Origin of the sequence: Kineococcus gurbantunggutensis, assembly GCF_050871925.1 — a bacterium.
GTDB lineage: Bacteria > Actinomycetota > Actinomycetes > Actinomycetales > Kineococcaceae > Kineococcus.
Window position 1 is genome coordinate 1 of record NZ_JBJLSG010000098.1, and the last position, 18,267, is coordinate 18,267.

At 76.9% G+C, this 18,267-nt stretch carries 20 protein-coding genes; 10 read left to right on the top strand and 10 right to left on the bottom strand.

Annotated elements, in window-relative coordinates; all coding sequences use genetic code 11:
* Positions 1-25 precede the first annotated feature (25 nt).
* From ACRYR7_RS16885 to ACRYR7_RS16900, 4 genes are all read right to left on the bottom strand, one after another.
* Positions 26-871 (bottom strand): amino acid ABC transporter permease, encoded by an 846-nt coding sequence (locus ACRYR7_RS16885; protein ID WP_432573272.1) that lies wholly within the window; start codon positions 869-871, stop codon positions 26-28.
* Positions 868-1,533, bottom strand: coding sequence for an amino acid ABC transporter permease (locus ACRYR7_RS16890; RefSeq protein WP_432573273.1), 666 nt, complete (start codon positions 1,531-1,533; stop codon positions 868-870). The genes ACRYR7_RS16885 and ACRYR7_RS16890 overlap by 4 nt, the downstream gene beginning before the upstream one ends.
* 79 nt (positions 1,534-1,612) lie before the next feature.
* Entirely contained in the window at positions 1,613-2,533 is a 921-nt protein-coding gene (locus ACRYR7_RS16895) for a glutamate ABC transporter substrate-binding protein (protein ID WP_432573274.1), read from the bottom strand.
* Positions 2,534-2,604: 71 nt separating this feature from the next.
* Positions 2,605-3,390 (bottom strand): amino acid ABC transporter ATP-binding protein, encoded by a 786-nt coding sequence (locus tag ACRYR7_RS16900; RefSeq protein WP_432573275.1) that lies wholly within the window; start codon positions 3,388-3,390, stop codon positions 2,605-2,607.
* A gap of 108 nt (positions 3,391-3,498) precedes the next feature.
* Between ACRYR7_RS16900 and miaB the strand changes: the two genes are divergently transcribed.
* The gene (gene miaB / locus ACRYR7_RS16905) at positions 3,499-5,046 is read left to right on the top strand and encodes a tRNA (N6-isopentenyl adenosine(37)-C2)-methylthiotransferase MiaB (RefSeq protein WP_432573276.1); all 1,548 of its coding nucleotides are present in this window, start codon (positions 3,499-3,501) and stop codon (positions 5,044-5,046) included.
* A 72-nt stretch (positions 5,047-5,118) separates the two neighbouring features.
* Here the strand turns inward: miaB and ACRYR7_RS16910 are convergent, their stop codons facing one another.
* Both ACRYR7_RS16910 and ACRYR7_RS16915 read right to left on the bottom strand, forming a co-directional pair.
* Positions 5,119-5,268: a hypothetical protein gene (locus tag ACRYR7_RS16910; protein WP_432573277.1), complete on the bottom strand. Its 150-nt coding sequence runs from the start codon at positions 5,266-5,268 to the stop codon at positions 5,119-5,121.
* A 43-nt stretch (positions 5,269-5,311) separates the two neighbouring features.
* Positions 5,312-5,626 (bottom strand): antitoxin, encoded by a 315-nt coding sequence (locus ACRYR7_RS16915; protein ID WP_432573290.1) that lies wholly within the window; start codon positions 5,624-5,626, stop codon positions 5,312-5,314.
* A gap of 66 nt (positions 5,627-5,692) precedes the next feature.
* On the opposite strand from ACRYR7_RS16915, the gene miaA reads away from it, so the two are divergent.
* Positions 5,693-6,682: a tRNA (adenosine(37)-N6)-dimethylallyltransferase MiaA gene (gene miaA / locus ACRYR7_RS16920; RefSeq protein WP_432573278.1), complete on the top strand. Its 990-nt coding sequence runs from the start codon at positions 5,693-5,695 to the stop codon at positions 6,680-6,682.
* Positions 6,679-7,647, top strand: a complete 969-nt coding sequence (dapF, locus tag ACRYR7_RS16925) for a diaminopimelate epimerase (RefSeq protein WP_432573279.1) — start codon at positions 6,679-6,681, stop codon at positions 7,645-7,647. The genes miaA and dapF overlap by 4 nt, the downstream gene beginning before the upstream one ends.
* A gap of 22 nt (positions 7,648-7,669) precedes the next feature.
* Here the strand turns inward: dapF and ACRYR7_RS16930 are convergent, their stop codons facing one another.
* Positions 7,670-8,326, bottom strand: a complete 657-nt coding sequence (locus ACRYR7_RS16930; RefSeq protein WP_432573280.1) for a class I SAM-dependent methyltransferase — start codon at positions 8,324-8,326, stop codon at positions 7,670-7,672.
* A gap of 114 nt (positions 8,327-8,440) precedes the next feature.
* Here ACRYR7_RS16930 and hflX point away from each other — a divergent pair, with 114 nt between their 5' ends.
* The 3 genes from hflX (at position 8,441) to ACRYR7_RS16945 (ending at position 12,946) form a co-directional block, all read left to right on the top strand.
* Complete coding sequence (hflX, locus tag ACRYR7_RS16935) at positions 8,441-10,036, top strand: GTPase HflX (RefSeq protein WP_432573281.1); 1,596 nt, start codon at positions 8,441-8,443, stop codon at positions 10,034-10,036.
* Between the two features lie 121 nt (positions 10,037-10,157).
* Positions 10,158-12,215: an ATP-dependent DNA helicase gene (locus tag ACRYR7_RS16940; protein ID WP_432573282.1), complete on the top strand. Its 2,058-nt coding sequence runs from the start codon at positions 10,158-10,160 to the stop codon at positions 12,213-12,215.
* Between the two features lie 62 nt (positions 12,216-12,277).
* Positions 12,278-12,946: an aspartate/glutamate racemase family protein gene (locus ACRYR7_RS16945; protein WP_432573283.1), complete on the top strand. Its 669-nt coding sequence runs from the start codon at positions 12,278-12,280 to the stop codon at positions 12,944-12,946.
* A 22-nt stretch (positions 12,947-12,968) separates the two neighbouring features.
* Here ACRYR7_RS16945 and lexA read toward each other — a convergent pair whose 3' ends face one another.
* A complete protein-coding gene (gene lexA / locus ACRYR7_RS16950; protein WP_432573284.1) occupies positions 12,969-13,715 on the bottom strand; it encodes a transcriptional repressor LexA in 747 nt (248 codons plus the stop codon).
* 295 nt (positions 13,716-14,010) lie between these two features.
* Between lexA and ACRYR7_RS16955 the strand changes: the two genes are divergently transcribed.
* The 3 genes from ACRYR7_RS16955 to ACRYR7_RS16965 all read left to right on the top strand — a co-directional run bounded on the left by ACRYR7_RS16955 (position 14,011) and on the right by ACRYR7_RS16965 (position 16,121).
* Positions 14,011-14,478 (top strand): LysM peptidoglycan-binding domain-containing protein, encoded by a 468-nt coding sequence (locus ACRYR7_RS16955; RefSeq protein ID WP_432573285.1) that lies wholly within the window; start codon positions 14,011-14,013, stop codon positions 14,476-14,478.
* A gap of 192 nt (positions 14,479-14,670) precedes the next feature.
* Positions 14,671-15,171, top strand: coding sequence for a transcriptional regulator NrdR (nrdR, locus tag ACRYR7_RS16960; protein ID WP_432573286.1), 501 nt, complete (start codon positions 14,671-14,673; stop codon positions 15,169-15,171).
* Between the two features lie 44 nt (positions 15,172-15,215).
* Positions 15,216-16,121 carry a proteasome assembly chaperone family protein gene (locus ACRYR7_RS16965; protein ID WP_432573287.1) on the top strand — a complete coding sequence of 302 codons (906 nt, stop codon included), beginning with the start codon at positions 15,216-15,218 and terminating at the stop codon, positions 16,119-16,121.
* 73 nt (positions 16,122-16,194) lie between these two features.
* Here ACRYR7_RS16965 and ACRYR7_RS16970 read toward each other — a convergent pair whose 3' ends face one another.
* Together ACRYR7_RS16970 and ACRYR7_RS16975 are read right to left on the bottom strand one after the other, a co-directional pair.
* On the bottom strand, positions 16,195-16,653 hold the full coding sequence (locus ACRYR7_RS16970; protein ID WP_432573288.1) for a pilus assembly protein CpaE: 459 nt from the start codon (positions 16,651-16,653) through the stop codon (positions 16,195-16,197).
* A 46-nt stretch (positions 16,654-16,699) separates the two neighbouring features.
* Complete coding sequence (locus ACRYR7_RS16975) at positions 16,700-17,734, bottom strand: NADP-dependent oxidoreductase (RefSeq protein WP_432573291.1); 1,035 nt, start codon at positions 17,732-17,734, stop codon at positions 16,700-16,702.
* A 102-nt stretch (positions 17,735-17,836) separates the two neighbouring features.
* Here ACRYR7_RS16975 and ACRYR7_RS16980 point away from each other — a divergent pair, with 102 nt between their 5' ends.
* A complete protein-coding gene (locus ACRYR7_RS16980; RefSeq protein ID WP_432573289.1) occupies positions 17,837-18,172 on the top strand; it encodes a TraR/DksA family transcriptional regulator in 336 nt (111 codons plus the stop codon).
* Positions 18,173-18,267: the final 95 nt, after the last annotated feature.

Below are 18,267 nucleotides of genomic sequence, written 5' to 3' on the forward strand. Positions count from 1 at the left end.
GGCGCGCGCCGCACCCGCCGGGCGCTCACGCGACGGGGGTACCGACCTGGTCGGGCACCGGGCGCGCCGCCGGGCGGGCCTTCTTGCCCGTGGTCGACAGGCGCCGCTCCAGCAGCTTGGCCAGGCCGGCGATGAGCGTGTTCGTGGCGATGTAGACCACCGCGATGACGATGGTGGCCGGCACGAGGTTGAAGAACTCCGTGCCCAGGTTCGTGCCCCAGCGCAGCAGCTCGGTGTAGCCGATGATGTACGCCAGCGCGCTGTCCTTGAGGACCACGACGACCTGGGCGACGATCGAGGGCAGCATCGAGCGCACGGCCTGCGGCAGCAGGACCATCCGCATGACCTGCCCGCCGGTCAGCCCGAGGGCGAACGCGGCCTCGCGCTGGCCCTTGGGCACCGCCAGCACCCCGGCGCGCAGGATCTCGCTGATGATGGCGCCGTTGTAGAGCGTCAGACCCAGCACCGCGCACCAGAACACCGGGATCGCCCCGCGCGAGCCGTACAGGAACCAGAACATCATCAGCAGCACCGGCGGGGCGCGCAGGAACTCCACCAGGGCGGTGGCGGTCCAGCGCAGCGCGCGCGTGGTCGACAGCCGCAGCACCGCCAGCACCGTGCCCAGGGCCAGCGCGAGCGCCACCGCCACCAGCGCCACCTTCACGGTGGCCCACCACGCGCGGAAGAGCGCGGTCTGGATGTCGACGTAGGTGAACGCGCTCCACTTCGACGGCGTCAGCTGCCCGGCGAAGTCCAGCCGCCACACGATCGCGGCCAGGGCCCCGAGGACCAGCACGACGCCGGCGACGGTGTAGACGCGGTTGCGCAGCCGGGCGCGGGGCCCGGGCGCGTCGTACAGGACGCTGCTCACGCGGGCACCCCCACCGATCGCTCCAGCAGGTTGAAGACCAGCGCGACCACGGCCACGAGCAGCACGTAGGCGGCGGTGATGCCCACCAGGATGCTGATCACGGCGTTGCCGTTCTGCTCGATGAGGTTGCGCATCGCGGAGATCAGCTCGTAGTTGCTGAACGCCGAGGCGACCGAGGTGTTCTTCACCAGCGCGATGAAGATGTTGCCCATCGGCGGCACGACCGCGCGGAACGCCTGCGGCAGCACCACCAGCGTCAGCACCTGCCCGAAGGGCAGGCCGATGGCGCGGGCCGCCTCGGCCTGGCCCACCGGCACGGTGTTGATGCCCGAGCGGATGGCCTCGCACACGAAGCACGAGGTGTAGGCGATGAGCGCCAGGACGGCGAAGACGCGGAACTGGGTGTTCAGCGACTCGCCGAAGCGGATCTGCAGCTGCGGCAGCGCCAGGACGCTGAAGAACATCACCAGCGTCAGCGGGGTGTTGCGCACGACGTTGACGTAGGCGGTGCCGGCCGCACGCATCGCGGCGCTGGGCGCCACGCGCAGGCAGGCCAGCAGGGTGCCGACGACGAGGGAACCGACGGCGGACCACGCGAACAGCACGACCGTGCCCCAGGCGCCGCGCCCGAAGGTGCCGAGGTTGTCGAGCAGGACCTGCACGCAGGCTCCTCTCAGGTCAGGGGGGTGCGGGGGTGGCCGTCACGTCGTCGGGACGGCCACCCGTCCGGGGGACCGCTGCTCAGTAGCGGTCGACCGTGGGCGGCTCCGGGTCGGTGCCGCTGCCGCCGAGGGTGTAGTCGTAGGCGGCCTTCCAGTCGCCGTCGGTGACGGCCTGCTCGATCGCGTCGTTGAGCGCGGTGCGCAGCGCGGTGTCGCCCTTGGGCAGGCCGATGCCGTACGGCTCCTCGCTGAACGGGGCGCCGACGACCTTCAGCGCGTCGGGCTGCTGGGCGGCGTAGCCGCGCAGGATGGCGTCGTCGGTGGTGACCGCGTCCACGGAGTTCGCGGTGAGCTGGTCCACGCACTTGGAGTAGGTGTCCAGCTTCACCAGCTGCGCCTGCGGGTACTCGGTCTCGATGCGGGTGGCGGGGGTGGAGCCCTCCACCGAGCAGACCCTCTTGCCGGCCAGCGAGTCCGGGCCGGTGATGGAGGTGTCGTCCTTGCGCACCAGCAGGTCCTGCCCGGCCACGTAGTAGGGGCCGGCGAAGTCGACGACCTCCTTGCGCTTGTCGTTGATGGTGTAGGTGGCCACCACCATGTCGACCTGGCCCTGCTGCAGGAACGGCTCGCGGTTGGCCGAGACCGTCTCCTTGAACTCGATCTTGTCCGGGCTCAGGCCCAGGGAGGCGGCCAGCAGCTTGGCGATCTCGATGTCGAAGCCGGAGTACTCGCCGGTGGCCGCGGCGCGCAGGCCCAGGCCCGGCTGGTCGGCCTTGACGCCGACGACGACGCGGTCGGCGGCCTTGATCTTGTCGAAGGTGGGGCTGCCGGTCAGGGCCACGTCCGGGGCGACGTCGTACGCGGGGGCCTCCGCGCCGCCGGTGGCACCGCCGCCGGCGGCGCCGCCCGTGGTCGGGGACCCCTCCTGGCCGCAGCCGGTCAGCACCAGGGTGGCCGCCGCCGCCGTGGCGGCGAGGGCGGTGAGGGGCGAACGCTTCACGGTGTGCTCCTGAGCTCGTCGGTCGGGTGCTGGTGCGTCGGGTGCCCGCGCCGGTGCGGGCGCGGGAGGGGTCAGTGGGTAAGGATCTTGGACAGGAAGTCCTTGGCCCGCTCGTGCCGCGGGGCGGTGAAGAAGGTCTCCGGCTCGGCGTCCTCCAGGACGCGCCCCTCGGCCATGAAGACGACGCGGTCGGCGGCGCGGCGGGCGAAGCCCATCTCGTGCGTCACGACGACCATGGTCATGCCCGACCTGGCCAGCTCGGTCATCACGTCGAGGACCTCGTTGATCATCTCGGGGTCCAGGGCGGAGGTGGGCTCGTCGAAGAGCATGACCTTGGGGTCCATCGCCAGGGCGCGCGCGATCGCCACGCGCTGCTGCTGCCCGCCGGAGAGCTGCGCGGGGTACTTCTCGGCCTGGCTGGCCACCCCGACGCGCTCGAGCAGCTCGTCGGCGCGCCGGCGCGCCTCGGCGGCGCCCACGCCGCGCACCTTCACCGGCCCCAGCGTGACGTTCTCGCGCACCGTCTTGTGCGCGAAGAGGTTGAAGGACTGGAAGACCATGCCCACGTCGGCGCGCAGCTTCGCCAGCGCCTTGCCCTCGGCGGGCAGGTCCTCCCCGGCGATGGTGATGCGCCCGGAGTCGATGGTCTCCAGGCGGTTGATCGTGCGGCACAGCGTGGACTTGCCCGAGCCGGAGGGGCCGATGACGACGACGACCTCGCCCTCGGCGACCGTCAGGTCCACGTCCCGCAGCACGTGCAGGGCGCCGAAGTGCTTGTCCACGTGCTCCAGGCGCACGAGCGGCCGGCGGCCGGAGGGCGCACCGGACGGGGTGGTGGCCGCGGAGGGGTCACTCATGCGCGCAGAAGCTACAGGTACCGCGCACCGTGCCCACCGGACGGGCGGTGCTGTGGGCAGATCGTGACCCGAGCGTGACGTCGCCGCGGTGACCTACCCTGGACGGCGATGAGCACGCCCACCGTCCCCCGCGCGACCGGCCCGCTGAGCGCGCCGGCCCAGGCCGCCGAGCCCGAGCAGGCGCCGCGCACCTACCAGGTGCGCACCTTCGGCTGCCAGATGAACGTCCACGACTCCGAGCGCCTCTCGGGCCTGCTCGAGGACGCCGGCTACGTCCGCTTCGACGAGGTCGGCGGCGACGCGCCCGCCGAGCCGGACGTCGTGGTCTTCAACACCTGCGCGGTGCGCGAGAACGCCGACAACAAGCTGTACGGCAACCTCGGCCACCTCGCGCCCGTCAAGGAGCGCCGCCCCGGCATGCAGATCGCCGTCGGCGGCTGCCTGGCGCAGAAGGACCGCGGCGAGATCGTGCGCAAGGCGCCGTGGGTGGACGTCGTCTTCGGCACCCACAACGTCGGCTCGCTGCCGGCGCTGCTCGAGCGCGCCCGGCACAACGCCGCCGCGCAGGTGGAGATCCTGGAGTCGCTGGAGGTCTTCCCCTCCACGCTGCCCACCCGCCGCGAGTCCCCCTACGCGGCCTGGGTGTCCGTCTCCGTGGGCTGCAACAACACGTGCACCTTCTGCATCGTGCCCTCGCTGCGCGGCAAGGAGAAGGACCGCCGCCCCGGCGACGTGCTCGCCGAGGTCGAGGCGCTGGTCTCCGAGGGCGTGCTCGAGGTGACCCTGCTGGGGCAGAACGTCAACACCTACGGCGTGGAGTTCGGCGACAAGCTCGCCTTCGGCAAGCTGCTGCGCGCCACCGGCGGCATCGAGGGCCTGGAGCGGGTGCGCTTCACCAGCCCGCACCCCTCCAGCTTCACCAGCGACGTCATCGACGCCATGGCCGAGACGCCCAACGTCATGCCCAGCCTGCACATGCCGCTGCAGTCCGGCTCCGACGCCGTCCTGCGCGCCATGCGCCGCTCCTACCGGCGCACCCGCTTCCTGTCCATCCTGGAGGAGGTGCGCGGGCGCATCCCCGACGCGGCGATCACCACCGACATCATCGTCGGCTTCCCCGGCGAGACCGAGGAGGACTTCCAGCAGACGCTGGAGGTCGTGGCCGAGGCGCGCTTCGCCAGCGCCTTCACCTTCCAGTACTCCCCGCGCCCGGGCACCCCGGCGGCCACCATGGGCGACCAGGTGCCCAAGGCCGTGGTGCAGGAGCGCTACGAGCGCCTGACCGCGCTGCAGGACGAGATCGCCTACGCCGAGAACCGCGCCCAGGTCGGGCGCACCCTCGACGTGCTCGTCGCCGAGGGCGAGGGCCGCAAGGACGCCGCCACGCGGCGGCTGTCCGGGCGCGCCCCGGACAACCGGCTGGTGCACTTCTCGCTGCCCGAGGGCGCGCAGGCGCCGCGTCCGGGGGACGTGGCGACCGTGACGATCAGCCGCGGCGCGCCGCACTACCTCGAGGCCGACGCCACCGACGCCTTCGCGGTGCGCCGCACCCGCGCCGGCGACGCCTGGCAGGCCCGCCAGGCGCGGCCCGAGCCGGCCGCGCCCGCCGGCCCGCGCCCCGTGGGGCTGGGCCTGCCCACGATCCGGCGCCGCTGAGGCCCGCCGCCCCCGCCCGCACGCGCGAGGGCCCCGCACCGTGGCGGTGCGGGGCCCTCGTGCGCGCCGGTCTCACATCGGCGGGGGAGCCGCCGGTCCCGGCTGCGGGTCCGGGCCGGGCACCGGGCCCGGGTCCGGCAGCGGCGGCTCGCCCGGCGAGCCCGGCTGCGGCACCGGGCTCGGCGGCTGCGGCGTGCTCGGCGGTGGGGTGGGGATCGTCATCTCGTCCTCCTCGTCGTGCCGGGCCCCTCGTCCCGGACGTCCCTCAGCGCGCGGGACCGGACATCGGCGTGCCGTCGGTGCGGGTGCCCCCGCGCATCGGCGTGCCCCAGCCCTCGAAGCCCGGGCGCACGCCCGCGGCGCGCTCCCAGCCGCTCTGCGCCACCTTCGACGCCCGCTCCAGCGGGCCGGCGTAGCGGCCCTCGGTGCGCTCGTTGACGAACGTGGTGGCCTTGCGCAGCACGCCCTCGGCCTGCTGCGAGTGCTGGCCGGCGAACTGCCCGGCCCGGGTGCGGGCCTGCTCGGCGGCCACCCGCGCCTGCTCCACGGCCTCGTCCAGCTTCAGCCCCAGGAACTTCATGGTGCCCACGGCTCCTCCTCCGGTGCTCGCGTCCGTGCGGGTCCCACTGTCTGCCACCATCTGCGCGTGGGCCAGTCGAGATCACCGCAGGGCACCGTAGCGCCCGCCCTCCCCGCCGCGCCCGTGGTCGCCGTGGTCGGGCCCACCGCCTCCGGCAAGTCCGACGTGGCCGTGGCGCTGGCGCACCTGCTGCCCGGCCCCGGCGGGATCGGCGCGGAGGTCGTCAACGCCGACGCCATGCAGCTGTACCGCGGCATGGACGTCGGCACCGCCAAGCTCGGCGAGGCGCAGCGGCGCGGCGTGCCGCACCACCTGCTCGACGTCCTGGACGTCACGCAGGCCGCGGACGTGGCCACCTACCAGCGGCACGCCCGCGCCGCCCTCGACGCGGTGGCCGCCCGCGGCCGCACGCCGCTGCTCGTGGGCGGCTCCGGGCTCTACGTGCGCGCGGCCCTGGACGACATGCGCTTCCCCGGCACCGACCCCGCCGTGCGCTCGCGCTGGGAGGCGCGCCTGGCCGAGGTGGGGCCGCAGCGCCTGCACGCCGAGCTCGCCGAGCGCGACCCGGAGGCGGCGCGGCGCATCCTGCCCTCCAACGGCCGGCGGGTCGTGCGCGCCCTGGAGGTCGGCGAGGTCACCGGCCTGCCCTTCGCCGCCTCGCTGCCCGAGCAGCGCTACGTGCGCCCCGCCGTGCAGGTGGGCCTGAGCGTGCCGCGCGAGCAGCTCGACGCCCGCATCGACGCCCGCGTGCGCCGCATGTGGGACGAGGGCCTGGTGCAGGAGGTGCGCCGGCTGGAGGCCGCCGGGCTGCGCGAGGGGCTGACCGCCCCGCGCGCGCTGGGCTACGCGCAGGTCCTCGACGCCCTCGACGGCACCACCACCGAGGCCGAGGCCGCCGAGCTCACCGCGCGCCTGACCCGGCGCTTCGCGCGCAAGCAGGAGTCGTGGTTCCGCCGCGACGAGCGGGTGCGCTGGGTGGAGGCCCCCGACGGCTCCGACCCCGAGGAGCTGGCCCGGCGGGTGCTGGAGCTGCTGGCCGTAGAGTCGGCCGCGTGAGCAGCCTGAGCACCCCCGGCGCGGTCGCCTTCACCAAGGGCCACGGCACCGAGAACGACTTCGTGCTCGTCGCGGACCCCGAGGGCGCCTGGGACCCCTCGCCCGCGCTCGTGGCGCGGCTGTGCGACCGGCGCGCCGGCATCGGCGCGGACGGGCTGATCCGCGCCGTGCGCTGCGCGGCCCTGCCCGAGGGCGCCGCCCTCGCCGCCGAGGCCGAGTGGTTCATGGACTACCGCAACGCCGACGGCTCGGTCGCCGAGATGTGCGGCAACGGGGTGCGCGTCTTCGCCGAGCTGCTCCTGCGCGAGGGGCACCTGCCCGCCGAGGCCGGCGACGGCCGCTGGTTCGCCGTGGGCACCCGCGCCGGGCTCAAGCGCCTGCGCCGCGAGCCCGACGGGCGCTGGACCGCCGACATGGGCCCCTGGCGCCTGAGCGGCGGGGAGCGGGCGCTGGCGGACGGCTCCGACGCCCTCGTCGCCGTCGCCGGCCTGGACGGCGTGGTCCGCCCGGCGCTGTCGCTGGACCTGGGCAACCCGCACACCGTCGTCGCGCTCGCCGAGCCGGCCGAGCTGGACGCCGCCGACCTCGCGCACGCCCCGCAGGTGGACCCGGCGCCCCCGCACGGCACCAACGTCGAGCTGGTCGTGCCGCTGCTGGCCGTGGACGTCACCGGCGACCACGTCGCCGACGTGGGCGACGTGCGCATGCGCGTGCACGAGCGCGGGGTGGGGGAGACCCGCTCCTGCGGCACCGGCGCGTGCGCGGCCGCGCTGGCCACCCGCGCGTGGGCCGGGGCCGGCTCCCCGGACGTGTGGCGGGTGGAGGTGCCCGGCGGGGAGGTCGTCGTCACCGTGGGCGAGGGCTCCAGCCTGTCCGCGGGCACCGTGTGGCTCACCGGGCCGGCGGTGCTGGTGGCCACCGGCACCCTCTCCCCGGCGCTGCTGGCCGAGCCCGTGCCCGCCTGAGCGCCCCGCGCGCGCGGGGCGCTCAGCCGCGCCGGACGGTGAGGACCCGGAAGCCCTTCGAGGAGGCCGTGCGCGCGGTCGCCGCCCCCGGCAGGACGGCGGGCAGCTGCGCGTCCAGCCAGCGGTGCAGCGAGTCCGCGCCCAGGTTCTTCTGCACCACCAGGTGCGCCTCGCCCCCCGGCGCCAGGCGCGGCAGCCAGCGCAGCAGCAGCGCGTGCAGCGCGTCCTTGCCCACCCGGATCGGCGGGTTGGACCACAGCTGCGCGAACGCCACGTCGGCGGGCACCTCGTCCGGCAGGCACGCGCGCACGTCCACGCCCAGGCGCTGGGCGTTGCGCCGGGCCAGGTCCAGCGCCCGCTCGTTGACGTCGACGGCCCACACCCGCCGGCGCGGCTGGAGCAGCCCCAGCGTCAGCGCCACCGGGCCCCAGCCGCAGCCCAGGTCCAGCACGTCGCCCCCGGCCGCCGGGTCCCGCGGCACCAGCGGCAGCAGCACCGAGGTGCCCGGGTCCAGGCGCTCGGCGCTGAACACCCCGCGCGCGGTCTGCACCGACACCCGCCGCCCGGCCAGCTCGACCTCGACCTCGCGCCGCTCGTCCGGTGCCGCCGGGCGCGCCGTGAAGTAGTGCTCCCCGGTGCCCCCGCCCGCCTGCTCGCCGTCCACCCGGGTGCTCACCACGCCGGTCAGGGTAGGCCCGCGAGGCGCGCCGGGCGGAATCCCGTGGACCGGCGGGGCGTTGGACGGGATGCTGGTCCCCTCAACCCCTGAGGGGCAGCACGACCTGGGAGGTCCATGAACCACCGCTCTTCGCCGGTCCGGCCGTCCGCGACGTCGTCGTCGCAGGACAGCGAGCGCCCCGAGCAGCACGAGCCCGTGCTGGACGGCGCCCGCGAGGCGGACCGCGACGCCGAGTTCGACCGCGCGCTGGCCCGCATCCTCGCCGGGCACGACGGCGCGGCCCCCACCGGTGAGCACGGGGCGGACGGCCCCGGGGCCCGCGACGTCGACGGCGACCAGCTCGACCTGGCCGACCGCCGCGCCCTGCGCCGCGCCGCCGGCCTGTCCACCGAGCTCGCCGACGTCACCGAGGTCGAGTACCGGCAGCTGCGCCTGGAGCGCGTCGTCCTGGCCGGGGTCTGGTCCAGCGCCGACTCCACCCGCCAGGAGGCGGAGGTCTCCCTGCAGGAGCTGTCCGCCCTCGCCGCGACCGCGGGCTCCGACGTCCTGGCGGGCGTCCTGCAGCGCCGCTCCACCCCCGACCCGGCCAGCTACCTCGGCGCCGGCAAGGCCGAGGCCCTGGCCGAGCTGGTGGCGGCCGAGGGCGCGGACACCGTCGTGTGCGACGGGGAGCTGTCCGCCTCCCAGCGCCGCGGGCTGGAGGACATCGTCAAGGTCAAGGTCGTCGACCGCACGGCCGTGATCCTCGACATCTTCGCCCAGCACGCCAAGAGCCGCGAGGGCAAGGCGCAGGTGGAGCTGGCCCAGCTCGAGTACCTGCTGCCGCGCCTGCGCGGCTGGGGCGAGTCGATGTCCCGCCAGGCCGGCGGCCGCGTCGCCGGCGGTGCCGGGATCGGCTCGCGCGGCCCCGGTGAGACGAAGATCGAGCTGGACCGCCGCCGCATCCGCTCCCGCATGGCCAAGCTGCGCCGGGAGATCCGCGGCATGGGCACGGCCCGCGACGCCAAGCGCTCCCTGCGGGTGGCGCGCGCGGTGCCGTCGGTGTCCATCGCCGGGTACACCAACGCGGGCAAGTCCTCGCTGCTCAACCGCCTCACCGGGGCGGGCGTGCTCGTGGAGGACGCGCTGTTCGCCACGCTGGACCCCACCGTCCGGCGCGCCCAGACGCCCGAGGGGCGCCCGTACACCCTGACCGACACGGTCGGGTTCGTGCGCCAGCTGCCGCACCAGCTGGTGGAGGCGTTCCGCTCCACCCTGGAGGAGGTCGCCGAGGCCGACCTCGTCCTGCACGTCGTGGACGGCTCGCACCCCGACCCCGAGGGGCAGCTCGCCGCCGTGCGCTCCGTCCTGGCCGAGGTCGAGGCGCACCGGGTGCCCGAGCTGGTGGCGATCAACAAGGCCGACGTCGCCGACCCGGAGGTGCTGCAGCGGCTGCTGGCCCGCGAGCGCGGCGCCGTCGTGGTCTCCGCGCGCACCGGCGAGGGCGTGGAGCAGCTGCGCGAGCGGATGGCCGAGCTGCTGCCCGTGCCGGACGTGGAGCTGGAGGTGTGCGTGCCCTACGACCGCGGCGAGCTGGTCCACCGGGTGCACACCACCGGTCAGGTCCTCTCCGAGGAGCACACCGGGACCGGCACCCGGATGCTGGCGCGGGTCCGCCCGCGCCTGGCGGCCGAGCTGGAGCCCTTCCGCCTCAGCGCCGCCGGCGCCTGAGGCGGCGGGCGCGGCGCGCTCTCGCGCCGCGCCCGCCCCGCACCACCGCCCGCCCGGCGCACCCGGGCGGGCGCTGTGGACGCCGTCGGGGCACGTCGGAGGTGTCGGCGAGGATGGTGCGGTGAGCGCGCCCAGCACCGAGCAGGTCCACGAGCAGCACCCGCAGCGCGAGGAGGTCGACGGCCGCGAGGCCGCCGACCTCCTCGACGTGGTGGTGCGCGAGCTCGGCGGTCAGCGGCGCGAGGGCCAGGAGCGGATGGCGCAGGCCGTCACCGACGCGGTGCGCGCCCGCAGGCACCTGCTCGTGCAGGCCGGCACCGGCACCGGCAAGTCCGTGGCGTACCTCGTGCCGGCGGTGGCCCACGCCGTGCACCGCGGCAGCCGCGCGGTCGTCACCACCGCCACGATCGCGCTGCAGGCGCAGGTCGTCGACCGCGACCTGCCCCGCCTGGCCCGCGCCCTGGCCCCCGCGCTGGGCCGCGAGCCCACCTGGGAGCTGCTCAAGGGCCGGGCCAACTACCTGTGCCGCAACAAGCTCGACGGCGGCTTCCCCGAGGAGGAGGCCGCCCTGTTCGACGTGGCGGCGCCCGCGGGCGACACCGGCGCCGGTGACGCCGGCCGGCTGGGCCGGGAGGTCGTGCGGCTGCGCGAGTGGGCCGGTACCACCCGCACCGGGGACCGCGACGAGCTCGACCCCGGCGTCAGCGACCGCGCCTGGCGGCAGGTGTCGGTCTCGGCGCGCGAGTGCCTGGGCGCGCAGCGCTGCCCCGTCGCCGACGCGTGCTTCTCCGAGCGGGTGCGCGCCCGCGCCCGCGAGGTCGACGTCGTGGTCACCAACCACGCCATGACGGCCATCGACGCGCTGGAGGGGTCCGGCCAGCTGCTGCCCGAGCACGACCTCCTCGTCGTCGACGAGGCCCACGAGCTCGCCGACCGGCTCACGGCGGTGGCCACCGCGGAGCTGTCCGCGGGCGTGGTGGGCGCCGCCGCGCGGCGCCTGCGCCGCTCCGCCGGCCTGGTCAGCGACGCCCTGGAGGACGCCGGCGCCGCCCTGGAGGCCGCGCTGGAGGACGCCGCCCCCGGCAGGCTGGAGCGCCGGCCGGCGGCGCTGTCCGACGCCGTCGCGGCCGTGCGCGACGCCGCCCGCACCGCGCTGACCGACCTGCGCACCGCCACCGAGGGCGCCGCCAAGGAGGAGGACGCCGAGGCCCGCGGCTCCCGGCACCTGGCGCGCGCGGCCGTGCAGGAGGTCTTCGCGGTCGCCGAGCGCCTCGCGGCGGACTCCGAGCACGACGTCGCGTGGGTCAGCGCCGCCGGCCCGGGCGGGCGCGCCCCCTCCCTGCACGTGGCGCCGCTGTCCGTGGCCGGGCTGCTGCGCGAGCGGCTGTTCACCGACCGCACCGTGGTCGCCACCTCCGCCACCCTGACCCTGGGCGGCTCCTTCGAGCCGGTGGCACGCTCCTTCGGGCTGCGCTCGGCCACGCGCGACGAGGCGCCGTGGACCGGCGTGGACGTGGGCAGCCCCTTCGACTACGCCCGCCAGGGCATCCTCTACGTCGCCCGCCACCTGCCCCCGCCGGGGCGCGCCGGCCTGCCCGACGCGGTCCTCGACGAGCTCGCCGCCCTGCTGGAGGCCGCCGGCGGGCGCACCCTGGGGCTGTTCTCCTCCCGGCGCGCCGCCGAGGAGGCCGCCGCGGGCGTGCGCGAGCGCACCGGGCGCACCGTGCTGTGCCAGGGCGACGACCGGCTGCCGCGGCTGGTGCGGCGCTTCGCCGACGAGGCGGCCACCTCCCTGTTCGGCACCATGTCGCTGTGGCAGGGCGTGGACGTGCCCGGGCCCAGCTGCCAGCTCGTCGTCATCGACCGCATTCCCTTCCCGCGCCCGGACGACCCGCTCATGGCGGCGCGGGCGCGCGCCGTGGACGCCGCCGGCGGCAACGGCTTCCTGAGCGTCTCGGCGGCCCACGCGGCGGTGCGCCTGGCCCAGGGCGCCGGCCGGCTCGTGCGCGCCACGGGCGACCGCGGCGTGGTCGCCGTGCTGGACCCCCGCCTGGCCACCGCCCGCTACGGCGGCTTCCTGCGCGAGAGCCTGCCCGGGTTCTGGGCGACCACCTCGCCGGAGACGGCCCGCCAGGCGCTGGCCCGCCTGGACGCCGCGGCGTCTGCGCCGGGCGGGTGAGCGCCCGCACCGGTCGGGGCGCACCTGCTGACGCGGGGCCGGGCACCTGGCATCCTCACCCGGTGGCCACCGTCGGCTTCCTGCACACCGCGGACGCGCACGTCCGCACCTTCCGCGACCTCCTGCACCAGCGGGACGAGACCGTCACCGACCGGCACCTGGTGGACACCGGGCTGCTCGCCGCGGCGCGCGCCCGCGGCGCCGCGGCCGTGCGCGGGGCCGTCGCCGACCGCCTGCGGCGCCTGGTCGCCGAGGGCGCCGACGTGGTGGTGGTCACCTGCTCCGAGACCGGCCCGGAGGCCGAGCGCGTCGGGGCGGAGGCCGGCCTGCGCGTGCTGCGCGTGGACCGGCCGATGGCCGAGGCCGCCGTGCTGGCCGGTCGGCGCATCGCGCTGGTCAGCTCGCTGACCGAGGCGGCGGCCACCCTGGCCCCCCTGCTGCGGGAGGCGGCCGCGGCCGCCGGGCGCACCGTGGAGCTGGTGGACGTGCACTGCCCGGGCACCTGGGGCGCCTTCGAGTCCGGCGACCTGGTCACCTACTCCGCCGCCGTGGCCGACGCGGTGCGCCGCGGCGTGCGCGCCGTCGAGCCGGCGGTGGACGTCGTCGTCCTGGCCCAGGCCAGCATGGTGGGTGCGGCCCCGCTGCTGCGGGACCTGCACGTGCCGGTGCTGACCTCCCCGCGGCTGGCCGTGGAGGCCGCCGTGGAGCTCGTGGTGCCCGTCGGGCGCTGACGCCGCCCGGCGCGCGCCGCCGCTACAGGCTGCGCAGCACCGCCGTCACCCGGCCCAGGACGGTGGCCTCGTCGCCGTCCAGGGGCTCGTACAGGTCGTTGCGCGGCAGCAGCCGCACGTGCCCGTCCCTGCGCTGCAGCACCTTCACCGTGGCCTCGCCGTCGATCATGGCGGCCACCACGTCGCCGTTCTCGGCCGTGGGCTGCTGGCGCACCACGACCCAGTCGCCGTCGCAGATGGCGGCGTCGACCATGGAGTCCCCGACCACGCGCAGCACGAAGTGCTGCCCGCCGCCCACCAGCTGCGCCGGCAGCGGCAGGACCTCCTCGACGACCTGCTCGGCCAGCAGGGGGGCGCCGGCGGCGATGCGCCCGACCACGGGCACGTACGCCACGGCGGGGCGCTCGTCCACCCCGCCCGCCTCGTCCGCGCCCGCCCCGTCGCCGCCCGCCGCGGCGTGCACCGGCCCGGGGGCGACGACCTCCAGGGTGCGCGGGCGGCGCGGGTCCTTGCGCAGGTAGCCCAGGCGCTCCAGCGTCTTGACCTGGTGGGCGACGCTGCTGGGGCTGGTCAGCCCGACGGCCTGGCCGATCTCGCGCATGCTGGGCGGGTAGCCGCGCCGCTCCACCGCCTCGCGGATCGTCTCCAGGACGCCGCGCTGGCGCGCGGTCAGCCCCGGGCGGCCCGGGGTGCCGGCGGGCAGCGGCTGCGCCGGGGCACCCGCCGCGCCGCGCTCGTCCCGTCCGGTCCCGTCCAGCGCGTCGGTCACGTCCCACTCCCGTCGTCCCGCCGCCGCGGCGTCGCGCGGCTGCGATCACGCTACCGGCGGGCGGGCGGCACCTCAAACACGTGTTCGAAGCGGCGCGGCGCCCGCCGGCGCGCCGGGGACGGCCCGCGTGTCGGCGGCGGGTGGCAGCGTGCGCCCCGCACCCCCCCGCCGGGCGGGGCCCGCGCCCCCCGCGACCCCCGCGGCGGGGCTCGCGGCCACCGGCGGGCCGGTGGTAGAACAGCCCCGCCGGCTCGAACACCCGTTCGAACCGGCTCCCGAGCCGGAGGTCCTCCCCGTGAGCAGCACCGCCCTCGCCCCCCTCCCTCGCCGCTCGCCGGTGCGCCTGCCGGCCGCGGCGCTCCCGGCGCGCGCCGCCCGTCCCGCCCGCCGCGGCACCGCCCCCGCCCGACGGGCCGCGGCCCGCCCGCCGGTGCGCGCGGCGCACGGCCCGGCCGCGCCCGCGCGGCTGCGCCTGACCCGGCGCGGCCGCCTGGCCCTGACGTGCACCGCGGCCGGCGTGCTCACCGGCGTGGTGCTGGCGGTGGCCGGCGCGGCCGGGGGGCCGGCCGCCGCCGAGCGCGCGCCCGGCGCGGGCCCGCGGGTGGTCACCGTGCTGCCCGGCCAGACCCTCTCCGGCATCGCCGCCGAGCTGGCGCCGGGGCAGGACTGGCGCGAGGTCGCCGCCGACATCGCCGAGGCCAACGGCCTGGCCACCCAGGCGCTGCTCGCCGGGCAGCGCCTGCTCCTGCCCGGCGAGCGCTGAGCCCGGCGGCGGGCGGTGCGCGGCGCGCGCGGCGTCCCCGGCCGCGCAGCGCGGCTTGCCGACGCCGACACCGGCGACGTACCGTCACCTGACGATCAGGAGTCCGGGCCGTCCCCGGCTCCCGCGCCGGCCGCCCGGAGCGGGTGCGGTGCGGGCGGCGCCGGCGCCGGCGCTGCGTGGGAGGAAGCTGGGGTGCACTGCCCGTTCTGCCGGCACGCGGACTCGCGCGTGGTCGATTCGCGGACGACGGAGGACGGCAGCAGCATCCGCCGCCGCCGCCAGTGCCCGAACTGCTCCAAGCGCTTCACCACCCTGGAGACCGCGAGCCTGTCCGTGGTCAAGCGCTCCGGCGCCAGCGAGCCCTTCAGCCGCGCGAAGATCGCCTCCGGCGTGCGCAAGGCGTGCCAGGGGCGCCCGGTGAGCGAGGACGACATCGCCCTGCTCGCGCACCGCGTGGAGGAGGCGATCCGCGCCCAGGGCGCCGCCGAGGTCGACGCGCACCAGGTGGGCCTGGCCACCCTGCCGTTCCTGCGCGAGCTCGACGAGGTCGCCTACCTGCGCTTCGCCTCGGTGTACCAGGCGTTCGACTCGCTGGCCGACTTCGAGGCGGCCATCGGTCAGCTGCGCGCCGAGCGCGCCGCCGAGCTGGCCGGCCGCGCCGGCGGGCCGGCCGCGGCCGCCGCCCCCGCCTGAGGGGCGCCCCCGGCGCCCGGGCGGCGCCGGGCGAGAATGGGCCCATGCTGGATCCCGGGTCGCTGTACACCCTCGAGGGGCAACCGCCGGTGCTGGTGGAGCCCCACCTCGTCGTCGCCCTGTCGGGCTTCATCGACGCCGGCGCCGCCGTGCGCCTGGCCGTGGCGCACCTGCGCGACGTGTGCGAGCGCGAGCTGGTCGCCACCTTCGACGTCGACCAGCTCCACGACTACCGGGCGCGCCGGCCCACCATGACCTTCGCCGGCGACCGCTGGGAGGACTTCGACGCCCCCGCGCTGACGGTGGAGGTGCTGCGCGACGCCGAGGGCGCCGGGGTGCTGCTGCTGAGCGGCCCCGAGCCGGACGTGCAGTGGGAGCGCTTCAGCCGCGCGGTGTGGCAGCTCGCCGACCGCCTGGGCGTGGGCCTGGTGACGACCCTCAGCGCCGCGCCGACGGCGGTGCCGCACACCCGCCCCAGCGGGGTCACCGCCAGCGCCAGCCGCCCGGAGCTGCTGGAGGGGTACCGCACCTGGGACGTGGAGGCGCAGGTGCCCGGGCACGCGGCGGCGCTGCTGGCCCTGCGCGGTGCGCAGGCCGGCCGGGACGTGCTCTCGGTGCTGGCGCACGTGCCGCACTACCTGGCCGGCAACGACTACCCCGACGCCGCCGCGGTGCTGGTGCGCACCCTGGCGGGCGCGACGGGCCTGTCGCTGCCGGTGACGAGCCTGCTGGAGGCCGCCTCGGCCACGCGCGTGGAGGTCGACGCGCAGGTGGCCGACTCCCCGGAGGCCGCGGCCGTGGTGCGGGCGCTGGAGGAGCAGTACGACGCCCGCGGCGACGAGGGCAGCGGCACCGGCGCGGCCGGGGCCTTCCTGCCGACCGCGGACGAGCTGGGGGAGGAGTTCGAGCGCTTCCTGGCCCGGCGCGAGGAGGAGCCCGGCACCGACTGAGCCCGGCACCGGCTGAGCCGGCGCGGGTCGAGCCCGGCGCGGCCGGCCCGGCACGGCTGGGGCGCGCCCGCCCTCAGGTGGCGGCGGCGGTGGTCCCGGCGGTGCCGGAGCTGCCGCCCCGGGCCCCCGACAGGTGGTGCAGCAGCGCCTGCGCGTACGCGTCGGCGGCGTCGGGCGCCTCGAAGGCGTCGGCGCCGTGCTCGTCGAGCAGCAGCACCCGGTGCACGACGCCGTCGCCGACGTCGCGGCGCTCCAGGCGGGTGAAGCGCTCGCCCAGCAGCTCGCGCAGCTGGTGCTCGGCGGGCAGCCAGCACGCCGCGGGCTGGTCGACGGAGTCCAGCGCCCACTCGGTGGTGCCGTTGAAGCCGATGACGCGTCCCGTGGGGTGCTCGTGCACCTCCACGGTCATGTCGCTGAGGGTGAACACGTCCTCGTCCATGTCCCGGTCCGGGATGACGAAGCGGTCCCCCGAGGCCGGCTGCCACTCCAGCCCGGCGGCCCTGAGCCGCAGCGCGAGGTCGACGGAGATCACCGACCCAGCATGGCCCCGGGCCGCCGGGAGCGCGAGGTGGCGGGCCTCAGCGCTGCGACAGGCGCACGAGCATCTTGCCGGTGTTCTCCCCGCGCAGCAGGCCGACCAGCGCGCCGGGCGCGGCCTCCAGGCCCTCGCGCACGGTCTCGCGGAAGACGAGGCGCCCCTGCGCCAGCCAGCCGCCCACCTCCTGCTGGAACTCCTCGCGGCGCGCCTCGTGGTCGCCGACGATGAAGCCCTGCAGCCGCAGCCGCTTGCCGACGATCGAGAAGAGGTTGCGCGGGCCGGGCGGGGCGGAGGCCAGCTCGCGCGGGGAGTTGTACGCCGAGACGCTGCCGCACAGGGCGAAGCGGGCGAAGTCGTTGGCCGCGGCGATCGCGGCCTCGAGGTGGTCGCCGCCGACGTTGTCGAAGTACACGTCGACCCCGTCGGGCGCGGCCCGCAGCAGGGAGTCCAGGACCGGTCCCTCGCGGTAGTCGATGCCGGCGTCGAAGCCGAGGTCGGCGGTCAGGTGCCGGGCCTTCTCCGGCCCGCCGGCGCTGCCGACCACGCGCCCGGCCCCGCGCAGCTTCGCGAACTGGCCCGCCAGGCTGCCCACGGCGCCGGCCGCGCCGGAGACGAACACCGTGTCGCCCTCGCGCACGCGCGCCACGTCGAACAGGCCCGCCCAGGCGGTGAAGCCGACCATGCCCAGCGGTCCCAGCGCGGCCGTCTCGGGGACCCCGGCGGGCAGCTGCAGGCGGCGCACCCGCGCGGCGGGCAGCACCGCGTGCGAGCGCCAGCCCAGGCCGTGCAGCACCAGGTCCCCGGCGGAGAAGCCGTCGGCGCGCGAGACCTCGACCACGCCCACGGCCCCGCCGTCCAGGGGCTGCCCGAGCCGGTACGGCGGCACGTAGCTGGGCACGTCGTCCATGCGCGGGCGCATGTAGGGGTCCACGGACATGACGAGCGTGCGCACCAGCAGCTCCCCCTCGCCGGGCGCGGGCAGCTCGACCTCGGCGAGCTCGAAGTCGTCGGGGACGGGTTCGCCCTGCGGGCGCCGGGCGAGGCGGATCTCTCGTGCGTTCACGCCCTCCACCATCGCCCCGCCGTGCCGGGCGGCGCTCGGCGGGGTAGACACGTCCCCGGACGACGGTCCGCGCCGCCGGCGCGCGACCACGGCACGAGGAGGGGACGGACGAGGATGGACACGCGGGTCGCGCGCGAACGGCTGCTGGAGCTGCAGCGCGAGCTGCAGGAGACGATCGAGGGCGTCACCTCGGGCATGGAGGCCGGCGTCACCGCCGACTCGCCCAACGGCGGGCACGACTTCGGCGACGAGGGCGCGCACGAGCAGCAGGCCGCGGAGCAGGAGGCCTTCGTGGAGTCCTCGCGCACCCGCCTGGCCAGCGTGCAGGACGCGCTCAAGCGCATCGAGGACGGCACGTACGGCGTGTCGGTCGTCTCCGGCAAGCCGATCCCGGACGAGCGCCTGGAGGTGCGCCCGGACGCGGCCACGCTGGCGGACGAGGAGCTGTGAGCCGCCGCCCCTGAGGCGCGCCCCCGGTGGCGCCCCGGCGCGTGGAGCCGGGGCGGCGGCCGGCGGCGGGCGGCGGGGGGGGGGGCGCGCCGCGC